This window comes from Vescimonas fastidiosa (assembly GCF_018326305.1).
GTDB lineage: Bacteria > Bacillota > Clostridia > Oscillospirales > Oscillospiraceae > Vescimonas > Vescimonas fastidiosa.
The window spans coordinates 233,945-255,235 of record NZ_AP023415.1; the positions used below are offsets into that span (position 1 = coordinate 233,945).

Below are 21,291 nucleotides of genomic sequence, written 5' to 3' on the forward strand. Positions count from 1 at the left end.
AGGTTTTCTCCATTGCAATATGTCATATCCTGTGCTATAATGCACTTAAACTGAATAACGGGACAGCGTGAGCCGGGTTTATTCCGGCGGCGGAATGGGGTGAGAGGCCCTGCGAGACGGTCACTGTGATGCCGGTTTATTCGGCTAAGTCAGGAACGCAATACGCTGCTCCTGGGCCGCTGCCAGTACCGGGGCCAAAGCTGTTATGCGAACGCTTCACCCGGCTGCTTTTGGCGGCTGGGTGATTTTTTGCCGAGGCAGTACTGCCTCATGCTTTCCATGGAAAGCATGATAGCCATTTCAAGCCGCCGGGGCGGGGGAGGACGGCAGACCTTTCCCGTCCCGCTTTCCAGAAAAATTTTTGCGCTATTTGTCGTTCCTTTCATGCTCCCGAGACCCGGGCCGTGCTGCAAAGAGTGCGGCCCGGGGGGAGGGAAACAGGGGGCGTGAGATATAGGGTATTACGGATTGCCACGGGCGCGGTGCGCCCTCGCAATGACAATTCTCAAGAGGTCTGGCGTGGGCGGGGTAGAACCCCGCCCCTACGGAGGACAGAAAAAATTGTGTGTGATTGCTTCGGCATTTACATAAATAGAAAAATGAAAGGAAAAAAGGAATGAAAAAAAGAATCATTTCTCTGCTGCTGGCGCTTATCATGGCGCTGTTACTGCTTCCCGTGAGCGTGCTGGCGGTGGAGAGCTCGGCGGAGCCGACGATTTCGGCGGACCTGCCGGCGGAGGTGGCGCTGCAGCCGGGTGACAATTTCACCCTCACCGTCACGGCCCTGGGGTCGGGTACGCTGAGCTATCAGTGGTACGCCAACACCGTCAGCGACTACGCAGGCGGCACCAAGATCAAGGGCGCGGAGAGCGCCACCTATGATGTGGCCACCGCCGTGGAGCAGGTGCTGTACTACTATGTAGAGGTGACCAACACCGAGGAGGGGAAGGGCCCGGCCACGGTGCGCTCGGCTATCTGCAAGGTGACCGTCAGCGAGAGCGGCAGCGGCGAGCTCAGCGACATCCCCGAGATCACCAAGGATGTGGTGGACGCGGAAGATGTGGTTCTGCCTTGGCACGCTACAACGCCTCGTGCTTTCGATATAGCTATACGCGACCTGGGTATGACCAAGGTTTCCTACCAGTGGTATAAGAACTCCCAAAAGAGCTACGAGGGGGCGGAGGCCATTCCCGACACCAACAGTACGCGGCTTACTGTTGGGGGCACCACAGTGGTGGGCACTTCTTACTACTTCTGCGTGGTGACCAACACCCTGGCGGACGGGTCCACCAAGACCGCCCGCTCCGCCATCGGCAGCCTGACCATCAAGGCCCCGGCGGAGATGCTTTTCGGTCTGGTGGTGGGACAGGAGCCTGTGGGCAAAGTTTACATCCGCGTGGGCGACAATGTACCCCTACGGGATGACCTGAAAAACGGCATGGGTGAGAGTATCACGGACCCCGGCCCCTACGGAGACCTGGTTATAAATCAAGGCACCTACAGAACGGAGTATATCTATCCATCCGACACTATGATGACCATTATCGCCCGGGCCTTGATCGAGGAAGGCCACCGGCAGGTGGGCGGCGAGAAGGGCTACATCAGCTCCATCATCGCCAACTATGGCACGGAGAACAGCGTAGAGCTCAGCGAGTTCCGCCGTGGCAAGGGCAGTGGCTGGATGGGCACCCTGAACGACTGGTGTACCAACCAGGGCTTTGACAAATATACCGTGGCCAAGGGGGATGTTAGAGACGGTGACAGCATTGATGTAATGTACACCACCGACTACGGCAACGACATCCACTGCGGCTTTGAAACCGCGGATGCGTCCCTGGCGTCTATGGATGTAGGTAGCTGGAAAACCTGGGATCTGACAAACAGCGGTGATGTATATGCTTATGAGGCGGTTGTTAATACTGACGGTACTACTGTGAAGGTACGGCCTCGTGCTTTGGAAAAGCAGTATAAGACCCGTGTATTTGTGGGGGACAAGGAGTATCGAGTGGGCGCAAGCAGCGAGCCTATTCCTTTTGAGGGTAATTCTCTGACAATCACGGTCAAGACTGTGCTGCCCGGCTCCTCCACTACGGCGGAGACCGTGGGCAAGACCTATACTTTTACCATTCTGCGGGACCAGCATATCCTAACCCAAAAGGGCGATGTGACGGTGGACCTGCTGCGCAAGGATGGGACTGTGATGCAGGAGGGAGTTGTTCCCAGCTTCACGGTGTGGAGCGGTGATTTTGCTACAAGTGTTTCGGCCTATACGGCGGACGAGAGCAAGAATACCACCGGCTTTGTGCTGCACCTGCCCAACCTGCCGGAGGGCGTGACGGGCCAGGTGATAACCTCCGGCGGCACCTGCTATGCCATTGAAAACGGCACGGCCACGGTGCAGGGGGAGCTGGCTCGGCACGGAACGATTTATTTCACCATTCGGCTCAATGCCAACGGCGGACGAAGTGAATACGAACTGCGGTTTGCTAAGCCTGCGGCGACCCTGGGCCTTAGCAAGTGCGGCTTTGCCGGAGGCAACCAGGCATATAATGCCGAGAATATCTACAACGGTCAGCCCGAGGGAACCATGTTCCAGGTGAATTCAACGGGGAAAGAGACCGGAGAGACCGGATTTGATGCCAACTGGTATGAGTACAATATCCATGTTACGGAAAAGATTCAAAACCTAAAATCCAACGGATACGCAGGTATAAAGTTGTTGTCCTCGTCCATGGTGCAGGTTAAGGTGAACGACAAAGTACTTCTCGCACCGGCCAAAGCCATGGCTGGCACAGCTCTGGCCTCCCAGCTTATGAATGTCAAAAACCGCATTCAGTTGAGCGGCGAGAAAACAGACCTCTGCATCCGTATTGAAAACGCCAAGGACAGCACGGATGTGGTGACTTACACCTTCCACATCATCCGCCACTCTATCGAGGCTGCGGAGCTGGAGGCTATGATCCAGGCTTTGCCCGAGGCAAAGTATTTTGTGTATGCAACAGACGAGGCATCGGTGCGCCAAGTCAAGAAATTGTACGACGAGTGCAAGGACGAGGTGAAGGCCCAGCTTTCCGACGGGGCCAAGGCTAAAATCGAGGCCCTGTGGGCCGAGCTGGAGCGGCAGTACCAGGCAGGTATGGACTTAACCAGCGCCGTGTTGGCAGAGGTGAACAAGTATAAGGCCGACATCCCCAGCACCGCCACGGAGCTGACGGACGAGCTTTACGCCAAGTACGCCGACGCCATCCGCACCTCCGGCAAGCTGTATGACAAGCTCCAGGACTGGGCGCTGGTTCTGTGGACCAGTTCTGCCTCCAAGGAAAATTCCGTTTTGCAAAATGCGCTGAAGCTGCTGAACAAATACGAAACGGCCAAGGGCAGCACCATCGGCCAGGCCACGGACTACCTGGACGACTTCATGCTTACGGCCTCCGGGTTCAACCTGACCCTGGGCTCCGCTTGGAACGCTTATCCTGTGACCTTTAAGGATATTACTTATTCTAATACCAAGCTGGGCGGCGAGGCGGGCCTGCCCTGGAATGAGGCCGGGCGGCTGCGCTTTGAAATTGACGACCCCAGCATCTTTGAGATTCGGGAAGTGAAGAGCTTCTACGCCGACAAGGGCCTGGGCAGCAACGGCGAGGTGTACGAAAATATCCTCTACTACCTCATCCCTCTGAAGGAGGGCACCACCACCTTCCGGGTGACGCTGACGGACGAGACTGGCACATTCTACGGCCAGACCCCGGAGACCATCGTCCATGTGAACAGCCCGGCGGAGGCCGCCGTGGAGAAGCTGGACCAAAAGCTCACCAACATCAAGAGCCTGCCCCGGACCAGACAGTACGACACCCACTACTACTGGCAGGGCCAGGAGGGCGCACCCTTCACCTTTAAGGTGAACGGCGAAAATGCCAAGGTCTATGTGTGGGACTACCTGGGCGGCGGCAAGAAAACGGCCTATCCCGTGGCCGCGGACGGCACGGTGACCGTCCTTCTGAAGGACGGCTACAACCCCATTGAGGTGACGGCTGACTACGAGGGAAAGACCGTGACCCAGGTGTACGGCCTCAAGGGCAAGGTCATTGACTACACCCTGTCCAATGTGACCCGGCCCGGCCAGGAGCCCCGACTGGGCGACACCATTGACCTGAAGATCACGGGTCTGAGCGTGCCGGTATATAAGATCTTGCGTATCTATAACCCCATGGGGCCGCACTTCGTGTATTTCACGGATGAACTGCCCCAGCAGTATATGCTGAACAGCAACAACGACCAGTATCATATCGGGTCTATGCGCATTGTGCTCACCGGATCGGGGACGATCAACCTAACGGGTGGATATATCTATGAGACCTGGATGGGCAGTAAGCTGGGCTCCGAGCTGACCCAGGGCAACACCGGCGAGATCGCACCCCAGGAAGAGAATAATTTCTCCGTGCTGCCCGACCTGAGCTTCACCGTGGCCGACTACGACGGCTACACCGGCCAGGCGTGGATCAACACAGAGGTGGAGGGCGGCCCCGTGACCAAGGCCGGGAAGACCGTGACCATTAACATGCCCAACATGCCCCTGGACGAGATCGCCAAGAATTACCCCAGCGTCACCAACAGCACTACCGTGAAACTGCAATCGGTGCTGACCATCTTCGGCACCAACATTCCGGGGCTGGAGACGGTGGAGTCCAAGACGGTGCAGAACCCCTTGTCGGGTAAGGACGCCAATTTGACGCCCATCACCTCCATCACCTTTACCGTGCCCGCAGACACCCCCGCTGGGACTTATAAAATCTACGGTGGAACGGTGAAACTGCGGTGCGGCGATCCCAACTACACTATTGCAACAAAGTACCTCTATGAGCGTCAGATCCGGGATGTGGAGCTGACGGTGCTGCCGGAGGTGGACTACAGCGGCATCTACAAGACCACCGGCGACTTCATGGCCACTCTGGGCACCCCCACGGTGAACTCCACCGGCGGCGAGTGGATGGTCATCGGCCTGGCCCGCAGCGGCCGCACCGTGCCCGCCGGGTACTATGACAATGTGGTGGAGTATGTGAAGGCCAAGGCTGACGCCAATGAGCGTCTGCACCCGGCCAAAGTCACCGACAACGCCCGGGTAATCCTGGCCCTGACGGCCATCGGCAAGGACGTCACCAATGTGGGCGGCCACAACCTGCTGAAGGGTCTGGATAACATGGCCTATGTGCAGACCCAGGGCATTAACGGGCCCATTTTCACCCTCATTGCCCTGGATAGCCACAACTACCCCACTATGGGCGATGTGACCCGGGAGAAGCTGATTGAGACCATCCTGGGCGCGGCCTTGGAGGACGGCGGCTGGACCCTCAGCGGCACCAAGGCTGACCCCGACATGACCGCTATGGCCATCCAGGCCCTGGCCCCCTACTATAAGACCAACGAGACCGTGAAGGCCGCTGTGGATAAGGCCCTGGATGTGCTTTCCGGTCTGCAGCAGGGCGACGGCGGCTTTGGCAGCTGGGGCACTGTGAACAGCGAGAGCTGCGCACAGGTCATCGTGGCCCTGACGGCCCTGGGCCTCGACCCCACCTGCGACAGCCGCTTTGTGAAGAACGGAAAGACGCCCCTGGATGCCCTGGCGGGCTTCTTTGTGGACGGCGGCGGCTTCAAGCATGTTGCCGACAAGGGCCGCGACGGCATGGCCACCGAGCAGGGCTACTACGCCCTGGCATCGTACTACCGCTTCCTGAATGGCCAGACCAGCCTGTACGACATGAGCGATGTGGCCGTTCAGACCGCCGGCACCTCCGGCGGCGACAATAGCGGCAACGGCACCAACAACGGCGGCACTCCCGCCACCGGCGATACCGGCGTGCTGGTTTGGGTCATTGCCCTGCCTGTGGCGGCGGTCGCAGCAGCCTTTGTGCTCAAGCGCAAAAAGCGGGAGGAGTAAGGTAAAAGCGAAAACCTAAACCGCGAAAGTAAATAAGCCCCCGGGGCCCCTTGCTATGCGGGGGGCCTCGGTTTTTTCTTTGCTTATAGCATATCAAATTTTGTGCTGCCACATAAATATGACTAATACTGTACCCCAAACGCAGAGTCAAGCGAAGTGTAAATATTCTGTCAAGACGAAAGCGTAATACAAGGAGGAAAGCGTTGATATTAAATGATTTCCTTCCCTCATCATATCTTTACACGCAAGAACGCTCCATTTGGTCGATCTTAACTTGCTGAAAACCATTTTCTGCGCAGAGATTTTCGGCATCCTTATAGACAACGATGGCGCAAATGATATAAATCCGCGGTATTTTCGCACCCTTATATGCTTCGCCAAGAAATGCTTTCAGTTTGTAATCACAAGATCATCTTTGACCCACTTTTGACCCAGAACGGGATAGGAACAGGCAGTTCCGGACGGAAACAACGGAAAATCTACCCACCAAATAGCGTTAAACAGCGCAAAACGGAGCCGAAATGGCTCCGCTTTTTCTTTGGGACAACCTACGGACCAGAAGGCCGGGGGTTCGAATCCCTCACGGCGTGCCAAAAAGACCCGAAACCGTAAGGCTTCGGGTCTTTTTGTTTGCATAAGTTGTTGTTTTCTCCCGCTGCTTTTTTCTGACCCAAACGCTGACCCCAACGGGAGCGGATAGCGGAAAGGTCTATACCGCACGGGAGAGGATGCTCCCCATCGTTTGCGCCGCCTTGAGCTGGGCGTCGGTGGTGACATGGGCGTAGGTGTCCAGCGTGAAGCCCGCGGAGTAGTGGCCCAGCATGGAGGACACCGTTTTTACATCCACGCCGTTTTGGAGCGCCATCGTCGCGAAAGTGTGCCCTTACGGTATAATTACGACAAACCGGAAAAGCCCCGTATATCAAGGGTTTTCGGTTATCTGGCAAGGTTTTTCATCCTTTTCCAAACCGAAAAATCGAGCCGCGAAGTAGTTATATCGTAGGGGGTGTTATAGTAACGACAAAAATAAAATACCGTTTGGGAGGGCTGTCAGCCCGTCCAAAAAATCAGGACATTTCCTCTGCAAAGAAGAAATGTCCTTTTTTTGTACCCAAAATCAGATGCCGACAGGAGGAACACAATGCCTGAAAAAACCGTGCAGAAGGAACCGGGCAAAAAGCCCGCGCCATCCAAAAAGCCGAAACCGCAGCAGGAAGTAGTTGTTCAGATTTCGCTCTCTGAGCTGCATCCGTTCCCGGATCACCCCTTTCAGGTGCGAGAGGATGCGTCCATGCAGGAAACCGCCGAAAGCGTCAAGGAATACGGCGTCCTCGTCCCCGCGCTGGCACGGCCACGGGAGGACGGCGGTTATGAGCTGATTGCAGGCCACCGCCGCAAACACGCCTGCGAGCTGGCTGGGCTGGCCACCATGCCCGTCATTGTCCGCGACATTGACCGGGACGCTGCCACCATCATCATGGTGGACAGCAACCTTCAGCGTGAGAACATTCTCCCCTCCGAACGCGCCAAAGCCTACAAGATGAAGATGGAGGCCATCAAGCGGCAGGGCGCACGAACGGATCTGACTTCGCCGAAAATTTCGGCGAAGTTCCGCAGCGATGATGAAGTTGGTCAGGATGCCGGTGTGAGCGGAGATACCATCCGCAACTACATCGCCTTGACGCAGTTAGTCCCGGAGCTTCAGCAGATGGTGGACGAGAAGAAAATCGCCCTCAGTCCCGCCTATCAGCTTGCGGCGCTGACACCCAAGGAACAAGGGCTGCTTCTGGAAACCATCGACAGCGAACAGACCACCCCCTCGCTCTCGCAGGCGCAGCGGATGAAAAAGCTCAGTCAGAGCGGCGAGCTGAACGAGGACACCATGCTCTCCATTATGATGGAGCAGAAGAAACCGGAGAAAAACGACATCACCCTTTCCGGTGAAAAGCTCCGCAAATACTTCCCGCGTTCCTATACCCCGTTCCAGATCGAGAACACCATCTTCAAATTACTGGACGCATGGCAGAAAAAGCGCCAGCGTGACCAGAGCCGTTGAGCGGACAAGCAGTTTGTTTGTCCGCTATTTTCATGCCAAAAGGAGGACGCCATGTATATCAACACGTTCAAATACACGCCCAAAGATGTGAGCTGCCAGCTCTGTACCGAGTATGTGAAAAAGCTGGGCTGTACCGCCCTGCGCTGCCCGTGGCTGGCCGAGCGCATTGAGGCCGGTGTGGTCGGCTACCGCGAGGCAGTCTTAGAGACATTTCCCCATGAACGCCGCCTGTTCCAGCGCCTGAACCTGCTGATCAAGCATTATCCCGGAAGCCTCTGGAGCAACGAGCAGCATGAGCGCCGAATGCAGTATCAATGTGCCGTGCAGGGCTACCGCCGCCGCAGGGATACCAACGCCTATTATGCGGCCATGTACCTGCTGACCTCCAACGACGACATTTACCGCCGCACGGCAAACTGCTTCTGCAAGGACGGGATTGAGTTCGGCTATGCGGTGTTGAAAAACACCTCGCCGCACAACTACGCACTGTTCATGGCAGCGCGCGACCTCTGCGACAAGACGGAGGCCGTCACGATGGCGGACTTGGCGGAACCGGAGGTCATTGACCCGGAGGCGCTGCGCCTGATCGTCAACGCCACTCTGATCGCCCGCTATGGGCTTGCCGCCTTTCAGATCAGAGCGCGAGGTGCCGAATATGAACGCTGATGATTTTGTCGGCGGGCACAGCATCCTTGCGCTGGAGCGCTTTATGGACGAAACCCGCCACATGATTATTTTTGATGTCCTGTCATGGAAATCTCCTGTGGGTGAAAAGGGCGAACGGCTGAGGTTGTTCCTCTCCGACGTGGGATATGCCAAGGCGCAGGCATCCGAGAGGCGCGGAGAAATCAAAATCCGCAAACAAGCCGCCGTCATTGAGGGGCATATCCTCCCTGACCGGAAAAAGCGGCGTCACTAAAGTGATTGGAGGAATTACCATGAGCAGAGTAACAGAGCTGGAAAAAGCGCTGACCACGCTGTTCCGCAAGGGTACGGAGGTCGGCTACACAGAAACGGAGATCGACGAGTTTCTGGAAAACATTGACTATCACGCCCTGCTGCAAGCCGTTTGGAGCAAGGCCGAAACGGTCTATGCCTATCGCGCAGACGGCAAGAATGCGCTGAGCTTGGACTATCGCAGCGCGGAGCTGTTCAAGCAGCGTGCGACGCTTCTCTATGAGGACGTAGGCGACAGCTATATCGGCGCGGTGTTTGCCGCCCGGTCGATGGAGCTGTGGCTGCTGGAGGATATGGGCTTTGCCGTCGTTGCCAAATTTAGCGTGAACGCCGGAGAAGGCGAATACGTCACCGAGTATCGCGTCTACAAGGGCAGCGATTGGGCAGACAGCGAGATTTCTCTGGATTTGGAGGGCTTGGTGGCCGAGCTTGCCGCCCTGTGCGATCCCTACTACGAACACGAGCAGCCCATCTATGAGCTGTGATGTGGGAAAGGAGTGAAAACGGAGCGGCTTCCCCATGCGGGAAACCATTCAGAACGCAAACGGCAAGCAGTTTCACGCCGTCAGCCTGTCCGGTGGCAAGGACAGTACCGCCATGCTGCTTTTGATGATCGAACGAGGTATGCCCATCGACATGGTGCTGTCAGCGGACACCGGCATGGAGTTCCCGGAAATGTATGAACACCTTGCCAAACTGGACGAGCATCTTTTCCGGGAGCGCGGCATCCATATCACCACGCTGCGGCATCCCAAGGGCTTTGAATACCTGATGTTCGACGAACCCAAGCAGAAGCCCCGCAGTCTGGAAAACCGTGCAAAGCTGGGCATCCCGCCCCACGGCAACGGCTGGCCGGGAATCCGCGTCCGCTGGTGTACCGGGCAGCTCAAAACGCACCTCATCACCAAGGAGGTCAACCGGCTCAAAGGCGAGCTGGGCGCGATCCACTACGTCGGCATCGCCACCGATGAAGCGTGGCGCTGCAAGGACGAGCGGTATCCCCTCGTGGAATGGGGCATCACGGAGGCGCAGGCACTCCAAGCTTGCTATGACCGGGGCTTTGACTTCAGCGGGCTGTATGAGATATACCACCGTGCGTCCTGCTGGTGCTGCCCATTCCAGCGTATCGACGAGCTGCGGAAGCTGCGAAAGCATCACCCGGAGCTGTGGGAAAAGCTGCTGGAGCTGGATCGCCGTGCGCTGGCGCAGTTCGGCCCCGGCCCGCTGAGACAGTTCAAGCAGAACTGGAGCGTGGAGCGGCTGGACGAGCGATTTGCCAAGGAGGACGGTCAAACAGCCTGACCATTCTGCGGAAAGGATTGAAGCAATATGGCTGTATTTCGCGTTGAACGGACGCGGGATTACACGGTGATGTGCAACCATCACCTGAAAGACAGCAATCTTTCCCTGAAAGCCAAGGGGCTGCTCTCCATGATGCTCTCCCTCCCCGACGAGTGGAATTACACCACGCGGGGGCTGGCTACGATCTGCAAGGAGGGCGTGGACGCCATCGGGAAAACGCTCAAGGAGCTGGAGCTGGCGGGCTACATCATCCGCCGTCAGCTTCGCGGCAAGGACGGACGCATTTCCGACACGGAGTACACCATCTTCGAGAAGCCCCGAAAGCCCTCTCCACCGGATACGACTTTACCAGATACGGAAAACCCGTATCTGGATAACCCGGATACGGAGGCACCGGATACGGATAATCCCGCGCAATTAAATACTAAGAAATCTAATACTCAAAAATCAAATACTGATCTATCAAGCACTCATTCATTCTTTCTGCCTGCGGCGGACGGAATGACGGACGGATTTGAGAAAAAAGCGGAGATCAGAGAGCAAATCGAATACGAAATTCTCTGTCAGCAGTATGACCGGATGCAGCTTGATGAGCTGGTGGAGATTATGCTGGAGGTTGCTATGAACCGCAGCCCCACGGTCAAGATCGGGCGGGATGCGGAGTATCCCACCGGCTTCGTGCAACAGCGCTTTGAAAAGATTACCTCCATGCACATCGAAAAGGTCATGGACGGTATCCGCGAGAACACTACCCGCGTTTGGAACACGAAAGCCTATCTCATGGCGGCGCTGTTCAATTCCGTTTCCACCATCGACAACCACTATGCCATGCTGGTCAATCACGATTTTCACGGCGGCCCCTAAAGGCCGCTTTTTTTCATGCCCGATTTTGGGAGAAAGGATTTGATACCGATGAAACGCCCCCTTGCCTACATCACCGCTCCGTGGAGCGAGAATGAGTTTGAGAACACCGAAAATGCCGCCAAGTATTGCAGGGCGGTCTATGACGCGGGCTTTTCGCCCGTCTGCCCCACGCTGTTTCTGCCGCTGTTCCTACGCGATGAGATTCCGCAGGAGCATAAGGACGGCATCGACATGGCGCGGGAGTATCTGCGCCGCGCCCATGTGCTGGTGGTCTGCGGCAGCACCGTGGACGAAAGCGTGAAAAACGACATTGCCGTGGCCGAGCGTCTGCGGATCACCGCCACCACGCTGGACGGCATCCTGACCGTCAAGGGACAGGGGCGCAGAAATGAATAAGCATCTTCTGCACCGGCTGGTGGTACCGCCTTAGTGTCCCGGCATTCTCCCTGCAAATCCAAGGAAAGGAGCGTGATAAGTCATGCAGGAAGAAGTTGAACAGAGAATCGTATCCCTGATGATCTCCTGCGGGAAGCTGGGTGAACAGGAATTTCGTAAGGCCGTTGCCAAGCTGCTGGAGCAGCTAAAAAGCGACCATCAGAAGCATCAGTACAGCAAGGCCAATCCCCACGGAAAAATGACCGTCAAGCAGCTCGCCGCCAAGGATAAGGGATTGCAGAGCATTGAAGTCACCGATCAGAATATCGGCTCATTCAACCGGATCGCCCGGAAGTATGGCATTGACTTCGCTCCATTCAAGGTCAAGGGCGAAAAGCGGTACATGGTGTTCTTCAAAGCGCCGGACGCCGACGCCATGACCGCCGCGTTCAAGGAATACACTGCCAAACAGGTCAGGAAGGCGGAACGCCCCTCGGTGCTGGAAAAGCTGCAACACTTCAAGTCGCTCATTCAGGCGGCAGCGGTTCGGGCAAGACCCGCTTTTGGTTGAAGCCCAATCTGCTCCAATGCACATCAAAAACCTATCCCACCAGCTTCGTCGTCACCGATCCCAAAGGGGACATCGTGGTTTCCTGCGGCCATGCGCTGCAAAAGAACGGGTATCAGATCAAGATTCTCAATTCCCTGAACTTCAAGAAGTCCATGCACTACAACCCGTTCGCCTACATCCACTCGGAAAAGGACATTTTGAAGCTGGTCACGACGCTGATCGCCAACACCAAGGGCGAGGGCAAAGCCGGTGACGATTTCTGGGTGAAAGCGGAAACGCTGCTCTATACCGCCCTCATCGGCTACATCCACTATGAAGCGCCGATGGAGGAACAGAACTTCTCCACGCTCATTGAATTTATCAATGCGATGGAGGTGCGCGAGGACGATGAGGACTTCAAAAATCCGGTGGACTTGATGTTCGACGAGCTGAAAAAGCGCAAGCCAGACCACTTCGCCGTCCGCCAATATGCCAAATTCAAGCTAAGTGCCGGCAAGACCGCGAAAAGCATACTTATTTCCTGCGGCGCACGGCTTGCGCCCTTTGACATTCAGGAGCTTCGGGAGCTGACGGCCTATGACGAGCTGCAACTGGACACGCTGGGCGACCGGAAAACCGCCCTGTTCATCATCATGTCCGATACGGATGATACCTTTAACTTTCTCATTTCCATGTGCTATACCCAGCTTTTCAACCTGTTGTGTGAAAAGGCAGATGATGTGTACGGCGGGCGCTTGCCGGTTCATGTCCGCTGCCTCATTGACGAGGCCGCAAATATCGGCCAGATACCGCGACTTGAAAAGCTGGTTGCGACGATCCGTTCCAGAGAAATCTCCTGCTGCCTTGTCTTACAGGCACAGAGCCAGCTCAAAGCCCTGTATAAAGACAGCGCGGATACGATTGTCGGCAACATGGACTGCTCCATCTTCTTGGGTGGAAAGGAACCCGGTACGCTGAAAGAGCTGGCGGCGGCGCTGGGCAAGGAAACCATCGACAGCTATAACACCGGCGAGAGCCGTGGCCGCGAGGTTTCCCATTCGCTGAACTATCAGAAATTGGGCAAGGAGCTGATGAGCGTGGATGAGCTTGCCGTGCTGGATGGCGGCAAGTGCATCTTGCAGCTTCGCGGCGTCCGCCCGTTTCTGTCCAACAAATATGATCTCACCAAGCATCCCCTCTACCGCTACACAGCGGATTATGACAAGAAATACGCCTTTGACATAGAGCGTTTTCTGTCCCATCGCCTCAAGCTCAAGCCGGATGATGCAGTTGAGGTGTATCAGGCAGACCTTTCCGGTGAACCTGTCGCCTGACGGCGGCAGTCTAATTTGACAACGACTCGATGAAACTTCGTGGAAGAAATGTACCCTCCAAAATCTAAAACATATTTTTCGGAGGTACTATTTATGGCTTTCTTTAATTCTGCTGTTGGTGTTCTTCAGACCCTCGTTGTGGCGCTGGGCGCTGGCCTCGGCATTTGGGGCGCAATCAATCTGCTGGAGGGCTACGGCAACGACAACCGTGCGATGCGTTCCTGACTGAAAAGGTCAGGCACAGGTCGAAGGACGAATGAAGTCCAAAACCTTGGAGAACTGATATTTCGATGGATGAAATGAGGGGGTAACGCCCCGAAGCGTCCACACTAATACTCCGACTGGCATAGGTGCGCAACCGCCGATTGTCAGAAGCTCGGTGAAGTCGGCAGAGAGATGCCGTAGTTTTGGCTGCAAGGCTGAAATCGAAAGCTGTCCAGAGGTGGATAGCGCATCCTATATGCCGGGTGTCAGCCGCACATGGTTAGTATGTATGGAAATACTGACGAACTTCTGAATGTACAAGTCTAAACGTTGATACCATCGAAACGGTGGTACTCCTTATACGGAGGTATTCGTGGACAAGTAAAAATGGTTGTTATGAAAGTCCATGTGCCGTTACAGGCGGCACGATTCGTAAAGAATTGAATACAGGCTTAGAGGAAGAACCTAAATGCGGCCCATGATAGAAATATCGGAACGCAGGAAGCTGAAAACATTTAGCCTGTTGCAAGGCTGCGAGATGGTGGATGGGAATACCTTCGTGAGAAGGCAATAACCATTCTTTGTTTCAGTGAAAGTAGTGGCGTAGTACCTATGAAGCCGTGAAAAAGTAAACGGTGGAGGAAAGGCCACAAGTCGAATTTGGCAAAAGAAGCACACACAAAGTGTCGCAAGCCCTGTATGACCAAATTCGATGGAACGCCGTGTGCGGTGAAAGCTGCACGCACGGTGTGGAGCCGGGGAAAAGCTGGAGATCATATCAAATGCTTACCTATGGCTATCTGGTGCTAATGCTCATGTACGGTAAAGAAGCAAGCAACCGAAAACAATAGATAGACCGCCAGCACTACACTATTCCGAACCAAAGACCAAAAGATAAGCATTTTGAGAAAATCTAAACTTTTGGATTTTCCTACAATGCCGACTACGGCGGAATCCCTCCCACTCCTTATATATTTCTTTCTGTATACATTGAATTTGTATTTAGTAAAATGCAGACAACACCACGGATCGGCTTTTGGCTGGACAATTCCAACCAAACACCGCAGCAGACAGTAGAAACCATTCTGAACGTTAGGAAGCCGGTATGATTGTTACATATAAGGGGAAGAAAAATTTCTTTTAGATACTTGTTTTCCTAAAACTGATGTGATATAATAATTAAACTGATGTGATATAATAATTCAATTCCAGAAAAGGAGTAAAAAATATGCGGCAAGGTATTCTTAAATAAAACTATAATCAAATAGTGGGAACAAAGGATTATGATAGTCCCTTTTGTAGGGGCTTAGTTTTTTGTACCCAATTTAAGAATACTTTTGCCTTATCAATTTTGACATATCCCCAAAAACAGCACTCACAAACAGGTGTATGCTGTATATGTGTATGTCCGCAAATTATCATCCCCAGTGGTAAAAGTATTTTACTGCTGGGGATTTTTATGCCCTTCGGGGCAGTAAAGGGAGGACAATCACATGAAAATAATCAATATTGGAATTCTTGCCCATGTAGACGCTGGAAAGACGACCTTGACGGAGAGCCTGCTATATGCCAGCGGAGCCATTTCAGAACCGGGGAGCGTCGAAAAAGGGACAACGAGGACGGACACCATGTTTTTGGAGCGGCAGCGTGGGATTACCATTCAAGCGGCAGTCACTTCCTTCCAGTGGCACAGATGTAAAGTCAACATTGTGGATACGCCCGGCCACATGGATTTTTTGGCGGAGGTGTACCGCTCTTTGGCTGTTTTAGATGGGGCCATCTTGGTGATCTCCGCTAAAGATGGCGTGCAGGCCCAGACCCGTATTCTGTTCCATGCCCTGCGGAAAATGAACATTCCCACCGTTATCTTTATCAACAAGATCGACCAGGCTGGCGTTGATTTGCAGAGCGTGGTTCAGTCTGTTCGGGATAAGCTCTCCGCCGATATTATCATCAAGCAGACGGTGTCGCTGTCCCCGGAAATAGTCCTGGAGGAAAATACCGACATAGAAGCATGGGATGCGGTCATCGAAAATAACGATAAATTATTGGAAAAGTATATCGCAGGAGAACCAATCAGCCGGGAAAAACTTGTGCGGGAGGAACAGCGGCGGGTTCAAGACGCCTCCCTGTTCCCGGTCTATTATGGCAGCGCCAAAAAGGGCCTTGGCATTCAACCGTTGATGGATGCGGTGACAGGGCTGTTCCAACCGATTGGGGAACAGGGGAGCGCCGCCCTATGCGGCAGCGTTTTCAAGGTGGAGTATACAGATTGCGGCCAGCGGCGTGTCTATCTACGGCTATACAGCGGAACGCTGCGCCTGCGGGATACGGTGGCCCTGGCCGGGAGAGAAAAGCTGAAAATCACAGAGATGCGTATTCCATCCAAAGGGGAAATTGTTCGGACAGACACCGCTTATCAGGGTGAAATTGTTATCCTTCCCAGCGACAGCGTGAGGTTAAACGATGTATTAGGGGACCAAACCCGGCTCCCTCGTAAAAGGTGGCGCGAGGACCCCCTCCCCATGCTGCGGACGACGATTGCGCCGAAAACGGCAGCGCAAAGAGAACGGCTGCTGGACGCTCTTACGCAACTTGCGGATACTGACCCGCTTTTGCGTTGCGAAGTGGATTCCATCACCCATGAGATCATTCTTTCTTTTTTGGGCCGGGTGCAGTTGGAGGTTGTTTCCGCTTTGCTGTCGGAAAAATACAAGCTTGAAACAGTGGTAAAGGAACCCTCCGTCATTTATATGGAGCGGCCGCTCAAAGCAGCCAGCCACACCATCCATATCGAGGTGCCGCCCAACCCGTTTTGGGCATCCATAGGACTGTCTGTTACACCACTCTCGCTTGGCTCCGGTGTACAATACGAGAGCCGGGTTTCGCTGGGATACTTGAACCAGAGTTTTCAAAACGCTGTCAGGGATGGTATCCGTTACGGGCTGGAGCAGGGCTTGTTCGGCTGGAACGTAACGGACTGTAAGATTTGCTTTGAATACGGGCTTTATTACAGTCCGGTCAGCACGCCGGCGGACTTCCGCTCATTGGCCCCGATTGTATTGGAACAGGCATTGAAGGAATCGGGGACGCAGCTGCTGGAACCTTATCTCTCCTTCATCCTCTATGCGCCCCAGGAATACCTTTCCAGGGCTTATCATGATGCACCGAAATACTGTGCCACCATCGAAACGGCCCAGGTAAAAAAGGATGAAGTTGTCTTTACTGGCGAGATTCCCGCCCGCTGTATACAGGCATACCGTACTGATCTGGCCTTTTACACCAACGGGCGGAGCGTATGCCTTACAGAGCTGAAAGGATATCAGGCCGCTGTCGGTCAGCCGGTCATCCAGCCCCGCCGCCCGAATAGCCGTATAGATAAGGTTCGGCATATGTTCCACAAGTTAGCTTAACAGCTTGCAAAAGTCATATAAAATGAGATTTGAAAGGAGAATGTAACTTCATGTTTGCTAAAAATTCAAAGGCATATTCTGTCTACCTGCTGTTCCGATTTGTCTCTTCCCTGGCGGTTTCTATGTCCACAGTGCTTTCCATCGTGTACCACCTGGAGGTGGTGCAGCTGGATGCTTTCCAGCTTGTCCTGGTAGGGACGGTTCAGGAGACCTCCTGCTTTCTGTTCGAGATGCCCACCGGTGTGGTGGCGGATTTGTATAGCCGTCGGCGCTCGGTGCTGATTGGAATGTTCCTCTACGGCCTGGGCTTTCTGATGGAGGGTGCGCTACCGTGGTTCGCGCCGGTTCTGCTGGCCCAGGTTGTCTGGGGTTGCGGTGATACCTTCATCACCGGCGCTCTGGAGGCGTGGATTGCCTCGGAGGAAGAGGACAAACCCATAGACAAGGTGTTCCTGCGGGGCAGTCAAATGGGGCAAATCGGCGGCGTTCTGGGCGTGGTGCTGGGCACACTGCTGGGAAACATAAACCTGCAAATGCCTGTCATCTTGGGGGGCAGTTTGTGCTTGTTGTTGGGGCTGGTGATGGTTCGCATCATGCCAGAAACCAACTTCTCCCCTGCTATTGAGGAACGGCAGGGCTTGCTTAAAGACTTTGTCTGCCTGTTCAAGCTCAACCTGGGCTTTGTGAAAGGCGCACCTGTGTTGCTGGCGCTCTTAGCAATCACACTATGCGGGGGACTTGCCAGTGAAGGCTTTGACCGGCTCTCCACCGCTCATTTTCTGGATGACACGGTAATACCCGTTATCGGGCCGCTGAACAGCGTCACTTGGTTCGGTGTTATCAGTCTTATCGGCAACGGCTTAGGTATTCTGGCTTCTCAGTTGCTCATCGCCCGCATGGAGAAAAAAGGGACTGTCAGCCGAACCAGTGTGGTCATGTCCACCAGCGCCGGGTATATCCTGTTCCTGGTTCTCTTCGCGGTGGGGCGGAGCTTTTGGTTCATGTTGTTGGTGTTCCTGCTGGCGGGGCTTATGCGCACCATCAAGGAGCCTGTGCTGGCCGCCTGGATGAACGACCAAGTGGATGAGAAAATGCGCGCCACAGTCTTTTCCACCAGCGGACAGCTGGACTCTTTCGGGCAGATCATCGGCGGGCCTATTGTGGGGCTGGTAGCCCAGCAGGTGTCCATACCCTGGGGGCTGGTCTGTACCGCTTTCCTGCTGTTGCCCGCGCTGTTCTTAGTGCCGGTGGCGGGAAAGAAGCGGGATTGATATGGCATAGTTAAGTTTACTGACGAGCGGGAAATGATTTACCTGTCCTTTTTCAAGCGTATTCCACAGCACGAAATTGGCAGACAGTACGGGCGCAGCCGCAGCACAGCGGGCTACCATATCCGAAAAGTCCTACGGCAGCTCCAAGCGGAAATGGAGGGAATGGCATATGAGAAATAATAGGCTTCTCCCCTATGAAACAATCGTCCAAGCCACCAGCGGGGAGCCGGAAGCGGTGGGAACTGTATTGCAGTATTACCGCCGCCGCATACAATGTGCCGCCCGTGTGAATGGACGGGTAGACCAAGATACAGAGGACTACATCACCCAGACGCTTCTCACAGCTATTTTCAAGTTCCGCTTTGGGAGATAGCCCTACCGCCTACAACTGAATAACCGCCGCTTCGCCGGCAACCAGAAAGCAGTAAATCTATTCAACAGATTTGCTGCTTTTTTTCGTTCCTGTTTGGCATTTTTGAAAATCCCCAGTATGAAAAAACAAAAGGGAAAATTGCCGCCGCAGTTGGCAAAATCCCTTACTTATCCGTGGAGGGTATCAAAGAAAAAAATACTGCCATTGTCCGCCTTTTTCGGCTTGCGTGGTGTTGTAGGGAATAAGGGGAAATTCTAAAAATCTCCGTCCATTTTGCTTTGCGTGGTGTTGTAGGTAGTGAAAGGAAAATTTTCAAGATATGCCGGAATAGCGGGTAGCAAAGCCCTTTTGAAACGTCTTGTTAGCGGAAAGTACGGAAGCCGGGGAACGCCGGAGTTTTTCAGAGCAAGATTCTACCGCAGTACCAAAATTCGCTTATCGCTCATTTTGCCCCTGCGGGAATCTTGTTGGGGAGTGCCTTCCCCAAACCCTGCTTATGCGGCTTACGCCGCTGGAAAATCCCTCAAAATAATTTTTCGGATTTTTCAAAAACAGTTCCGCTTTACACCCTGTTTTTCTCCTATTAGTGAGAGGACACCACGCACAGCCGAAGGAGGTTTTACCATGCGAAAACGATATAACACGCCGCACCGCAGCCGGGTAGTCAAGACACGCATGACCGAGGAAGAATACGCCGAGTTTGCGGAAAGGCTTTCTGCTTACAACATGAGCCAAGCCGAGTTTATCCGGCAAGCCATAACCGGGGCAGCCATACGCCCCATCATAACCGTTTCCCCCGTCAATGACGAGTTGCTTGCCGCTGTCGGGAAGCTGACCGCCGAATACGGCAGGATCGGCGGCAACTTAAACCAGATAGCCCGGACGCTGAACGAGTGGCACAGCCCCTACCCGCAGCTTGCCGGGGAGGTACGGGCGGCGGTTTCCGACCTTGCTGCCCTAAAGTTTGAAGTCTTGCAGAAAGTGGGTGACGCTGTTGGCAACATTCAAACATATCAGCTCTAAAAATGCGGACTATGGCGCAGCGGAAGCCTATCTCACATTTGAGCATGACGAGTTTACCATGAAGCCCACCCTTGATGAAAACGGGCGGCTGATACCGAGGGAGGATTACCGCATTTCTTCCCTCAACTGTGGGGGCGAGGATTTCGCTGTTGCCTGTATGCGGGCTAATCTCCGCTATGAGAAAAACCAAAAACGGGAAGATGTGAAAAGCCACCACTATATCATCAGCTTTGACCCACGGGACGGGACAGACAACGGCTTGACCGTAGACCGGGCGCAGGAGCTGGGCGAGCAGTTCTGTAAAGAGCATTTCCCCGGACACCAAGCCTTAGTCTGCACCCACCCGGACGGGCATAACCACAGCGGCAATATCCATGTGCATATCGTCATCAACTCCCTGCGGATTTATGAAGTCCCGCTTCTGCCCTACATGGACAGACCAGCCGACACACGGGAGGGCTGCAAGCACCGCTGCACCAACGCCGCTATGGAATATTTCAAGAGTGAAGTCATGGAGATGTGCCACCGGGAGGGGCTTTACCAAATCGACCTCCTAAGCGGCAGCAAGGAACGGATAACCGAACGGGAATACTGGGCGGCAAAGAAAGGACAGCTTGCCCTTGATAAAGAGAACGCTGTCAGAGAAGCCGCAGGACAGCCGACCAAGCCCACCAAGTTTGAAACGGACAAGGCGAAGCTGCGCCGGACGATACGGCAGGCACTTTCCCAAGCTGGCAGCTTTGACGAATTTTCTTCCCTTTTGCTGCGGGAGGGTGTGACCGTCAAGGAGAGCCGGGGGCGGCTTTCCTACCTCACGCCGGACAGGACAAAGCCTATCACAGCCCGGAAGCTGGGGGACGATTTTGACAAGGCTGCTGTCCTTGTCCTGCTTACGCAGAACGCCCACAGAGCCGCCGAACAGAGCAAAGCCATACTCGAATACCCTGCCGCGGTTAAAAAGCTGTCACAAGGGGAAAAAACCACAAAAACCACCCCGGCAGACAACACCTTGCAGCGCATGGTTGACCGGGAAGCCAAGCGAGCCGAGGGCAAGGGCGTGGGCTATGACCGCTGGGCGGCAAAGCACAACCTAAAGCAAATGGCAGCTACCGTTACCGCCTATCAGCAGTACGGCTTTTCTTCCCCGGAGGAACTGGACGAAGCCTGTTCTGCCGCCTATACCGCCATGCGGGAAAGCCTTACAGAGCTGAAGCAGATGGAAAAGACGCTGAACGGGAAAAAGGAGCTGCAACGGCAGGTGCTTGCCTATTCCAAGACCCGCCCTGTCCGGGACGGGCTGAAACAGCAGAAAAACGCCAAAGCAAAAGCAGCCTACCGTCAGAAGTACGAAAGCGACTTTATCATAGCAGACGCAGCCGCCCGCTATTTCAGGGAAAACGGCATTTCCAAGCTGCCGAGCTATAAAGCCCTGCAAGCAGAGATTGAAACCCTTATCCAAGAGAAAAACAGCGGCTACAACGATTACCGGGCAAAACGGGAGGAATACCGCCGCTTACAGACTGTCAAGGGCAATATCGACCAGATTTTACACCGGGAGCGCAAGCCTGTGAAAAGGCAGGAACAGGAACGATAAAAACCGCCCCAAAATGTACCCGAACCTATACAGAACAAGG

The 21,291-nt window shown here is 54.5% G+C and carries 15 protein-coding genes and 3 pseudogenes; 17 read left to right on the forward strand and 1 reads right to left on the reverse strand.

The genetic code is table 11. From position 1 onward, the window contains the following. The first annotated feature begins 616 nt into the window (after positions 1–616). Positions 617–5,935, forward strand: coding sequence for a terpene cyclase/mutase family protein (locus KI236_RS01095; RefSeq protein ID WP_212818601.1), 5,319 nt, complete (start codon positions 617–619; stop codon positions 5,933–5,935). Positions 5,936–6,644: 709 nt separating this feature from the next. Here KI236_RS01095 and KI236_RS01100 read toward each other — a convergent pair. Then, positions 6,645–6,815: pseudogene (locus KI236_RS01100) on the reverse strand (tyrosine-type recombinase/integrase); the annotation flags it as partial. 261 nt (positions 6,816–7,076) lie between these two features. On the opposite strand from KI236_RS01100, the gene KI236_RS01105 reads away from it, so the two are divergent. The 16 genes and pseudogenes from KI236_RS01105 to KI236_RS01180 all read left to right on the forward strand — a co-directional run bounded on the left by KI236_RS01105 (position 7,077) and on the right by KI236_RS01180 (position 21,251). Further along, on the forward strand, positions 7,077–7,991 hold the full coding sequence (locus KI236_RS01105) for a ParB/RepB/Spo0J family partition protein (protein ID WP_212818605.1): 915 nt from the start codon (positions 7,077–7,079) through the stop codon (positions 7,989–7,991). A gap of 51 nt (positions 7,992–8,042) precedes the next feature. Then, a complete protein-coding gene (locus tag KI236_RS01110) occupies positions 8,043–8,657 on the forward strand; it encodes a hypothetical protein (RefSeq protein WP_116705169.1) in 615 nt (204 codons plus the stop codon). Continuing rightward, complete coding sequence (locus KI236_RS01115; protein WP_212818607.1) at positions 8,647–8,910, forward strand: DUF5720 family protein; 264 nt, start codon at positions 8,647–8,649, stop codon at positions 8,908–8,910. Before KI236_RS01110 ends, KI236_RS01115 begins: the two co-directional genes overlap by 11 nt. Before the next feature lie 19 nt (positions 8,911–8,929). Continuing rightward, positions 8,930–9,433 carry a hypothetical protein gene (locus KI236_RS01120; RefSeq protein WP_212818609.1) on the forward strand — a complete coding sequence of 168 codons (504 nt, stop codon included), beginning with the start codon at positions 8,930–8,932 and terminating at the stop codon, positions 9,431–9,433. Between the two features lie 34 nt (positions 9,434–9,467). After that, positions 9,468–10,250, forward strand: a complete 783-nt coding sequence (locus KI236_RS01125) for a phosphoadenosine phosphosulfate reductase domain-containing protein (RefSeq protein WP_212818611.1) — start codon at positions 9,468–9,470, stop codon at positions 10,248–10,250. Between the two features lie 27 nt (positions 10,251–10,277). Continuing rightward, positions 10,278–11,114 carry a DUF6017 domain-containing protein gene (locus KI236_RS01130; protein ID WP_212818613.1) on the forward strand — a complete coding sequence of 279 codons (837 nt, stop codon included), beginning with the start codon at positions 10,278–10,280 and terminating at the stop codon, positions 11,112–11,114. 48 nt (positions 11,115–11,162) lie between these two features. Beyond that, positions 11,163–11,510 carry a DUF7768 domain-containing protein gene (locus KI236_RS01135; protein ID WP_120151307.1) on the forward strand — a complete coding sequence of 116 codons (348 nt, stop codon included), beginning with the start codon at positions 11,163–11,165 and terminating at the stop codon, positions 11,508–11,510. A 118-nt stretch (positions 11,511–11,628) separates the two neighbouring features. Beyond that, positions 11,629–11,970, forward strand: a pseudogene (locus tag KI236_RS01140) (PcfB family protein); the annotation flags it as partial. Beyond that, positions 11,865–13,373, forward strand: a complete 1,509-nt coding sequence (locus KI236_RS01145) for a VirD4-like conjugal transfer protein, CD1115 family (protein WP_228738107.1) — start codon at positions 11,865–11,867, stop codon at positions 13,371–13,373. The pseudogene KI236_RS01140 and the gene KI236_RS01145, both read left to right, overlap by 106 nt. A 93-nt stretch (positions 13,374–13,466) precedes the next feature. Continuing rightward, positions 13,467–13,595: pseudogene (locus tag KI236_RS01150) on the forward strand (Maff2 family mobile element protein); the annotation flags it as partial. 1,475 nt (positions 13,596–15,070) lie between these two features. Next, positions 15,071–16,990 carry a tetracycline resistance ribosomal protection protein Tet(W) gene (gene tet(W) / locus KI236_RS01155; RefSeq protein WP_212818617.1) on the forward strand — a complete coding sequence of 640 codons (1,920 nt, stop codon included), beginning with the start codon at positions 15,071–15,073 and terminating at the stop codon, positions 16,988–16,990. 50 nt (positions 16,991–17,040) lie between these two features. Continuing rightward, positions 17,041–18,261, forward strand: coding sequence for a tetracycline efflux MFS transporter Tet(40) (tet(40), locus tag KI236_RS01160; protein WP_212818619.1), 1,221 nt, complete (start codon positions 17,041–17,043; stop codon positions 18,259–18,261). Positions 18,262–18,294: 33 nt separating this feature from the next. Beyond that, complete coding sequence (locus KI236_RS01165; protein WP_434059933.1) at positions 18,295–18,441, forward strand: hypothetical protein; 147 nt, start codon at positions 18,295–18,297, stop codon at positions 18,439–18,441. Continuing rightward, a complete protein-coding gene (locus KI236_RS01170; RefSeq protein WP_003505336.1) occupies positions 18,431–18,634 on the forward strand; it encodes a helix-turn-helix domain-containing protein in 204 nt (67 codons plus the stop codon). Before KI236_RS01165 ends, KI236_RS01170 begins: the two co-directional genes overlap by 11 nt. A gap of 624 nt (positions 18,635–19,258) precedes the next feature. Further along, entirely contained in the window at positions 19,259–19,657 is a 399-nt protein-coding gene (locus KI236_RS01175; RefSeq protein WP_002569238.1) for a plasmid mobilization protein, read from the forward strand. After that, the gene (locus tag KI236_RS01180) at positions 19,629–21,251 is read left to right on the forward strand and encodes a relaxase/mobilization nuclease domain-containing protein (protein ID WP_002569237.1); all 1,623 of its coding nucleotides are present in this window, start codon (positions 19,629–19,631) and stop codon (positions 21,249–21,251) included. The genes KI236_RS01175 and KI236_RS01180 overlap by 29 nt, the downstream gene beginning before the upstream one ends. The last annotated feature ends 40 nt before the right edge of the window (positions 21,252–21,291 follow it).

Excerpts from the sequence above, each read along its gene's own strand:
- KI236_RS01095 (WP_212818601.1), top strand. The coding sequence starts at position 617 with ATGAAAAAAAGAATCATTTCTCTGCTGCTGGCGCTTATCATGGCGCTG.
- KI236_RS01105 (WP_212818605.1), top strand. The coding sequence starts at position 7,077 with ATGCCTGAAAAAACCGTGCAGAAGGAACCGGGCAAAAAGCCCGCGCCA.
- KI236_RS01110 (WP_116705169.1), top strand. The coding sequence starts at position 8,043 with ATGTATATCAACACGTTCAAATACACGCCCAAAGATGTGAGCTGCCAG.
- KI236_RS01115 (WP_212818607.1), top strand. The coding sequence starts at position 8,647 with ATGAACGCTGATGATTTTGTCGGCGGGCACAGCATCCTTGCGCTGGAG.
- KI236_RS01120 (WP_212818609.1), top strand. The coding sequence starts at position 8,930 with ATGAGCAGAGTAACAGAGCTGGAAAAAGCGCTGACCACGCTGTTCCGC.
- KI236_RS01125 (WP_212818611.1), top strand. The coding sequence starts at position 9,468 with ATGCGGGAAACCATTCAGAACGCAAACGGCAAGCAGTTTCACGCCGTC.
- KI236_RS01130 (WP_212818613.1), top strand. The coding sequence starts at position 10,278 with ATGGCTGTATTTCGCGTTGAACGGACGCGGGATTACACGGTGATGTGC.
- KI236_RS01135 (WP_120151307.1), top strand. The coding sequence starts at position 11,163 with ATGAAACGCCCCCTTGCCTACATCACCGCTCCGTGGAGCGAGAATGAG.
- KI236_RS01165 (WP_434059933.1), top strand. The coding sequence starts at position 18,295 with ATGATTTACCTGTCCTTTTTCAAGCGTATTCCACAGCACGAAATTGGC.
- KI236_RS01170 (WP_003505336.1), top strand. The coding sequence starts at position 18,431 with ATGAGAAATAATAGGCTTCTCCCCTATGAAACAATCGTCCAAGCCACC.
- KI236_RS01175 (WP_002569238.1), top strand. The coding sequence starts at position 19,259 with ATGCGAAAACGATATAACACGCCGCACCGCAGCCGGGTAGTCAAGACA.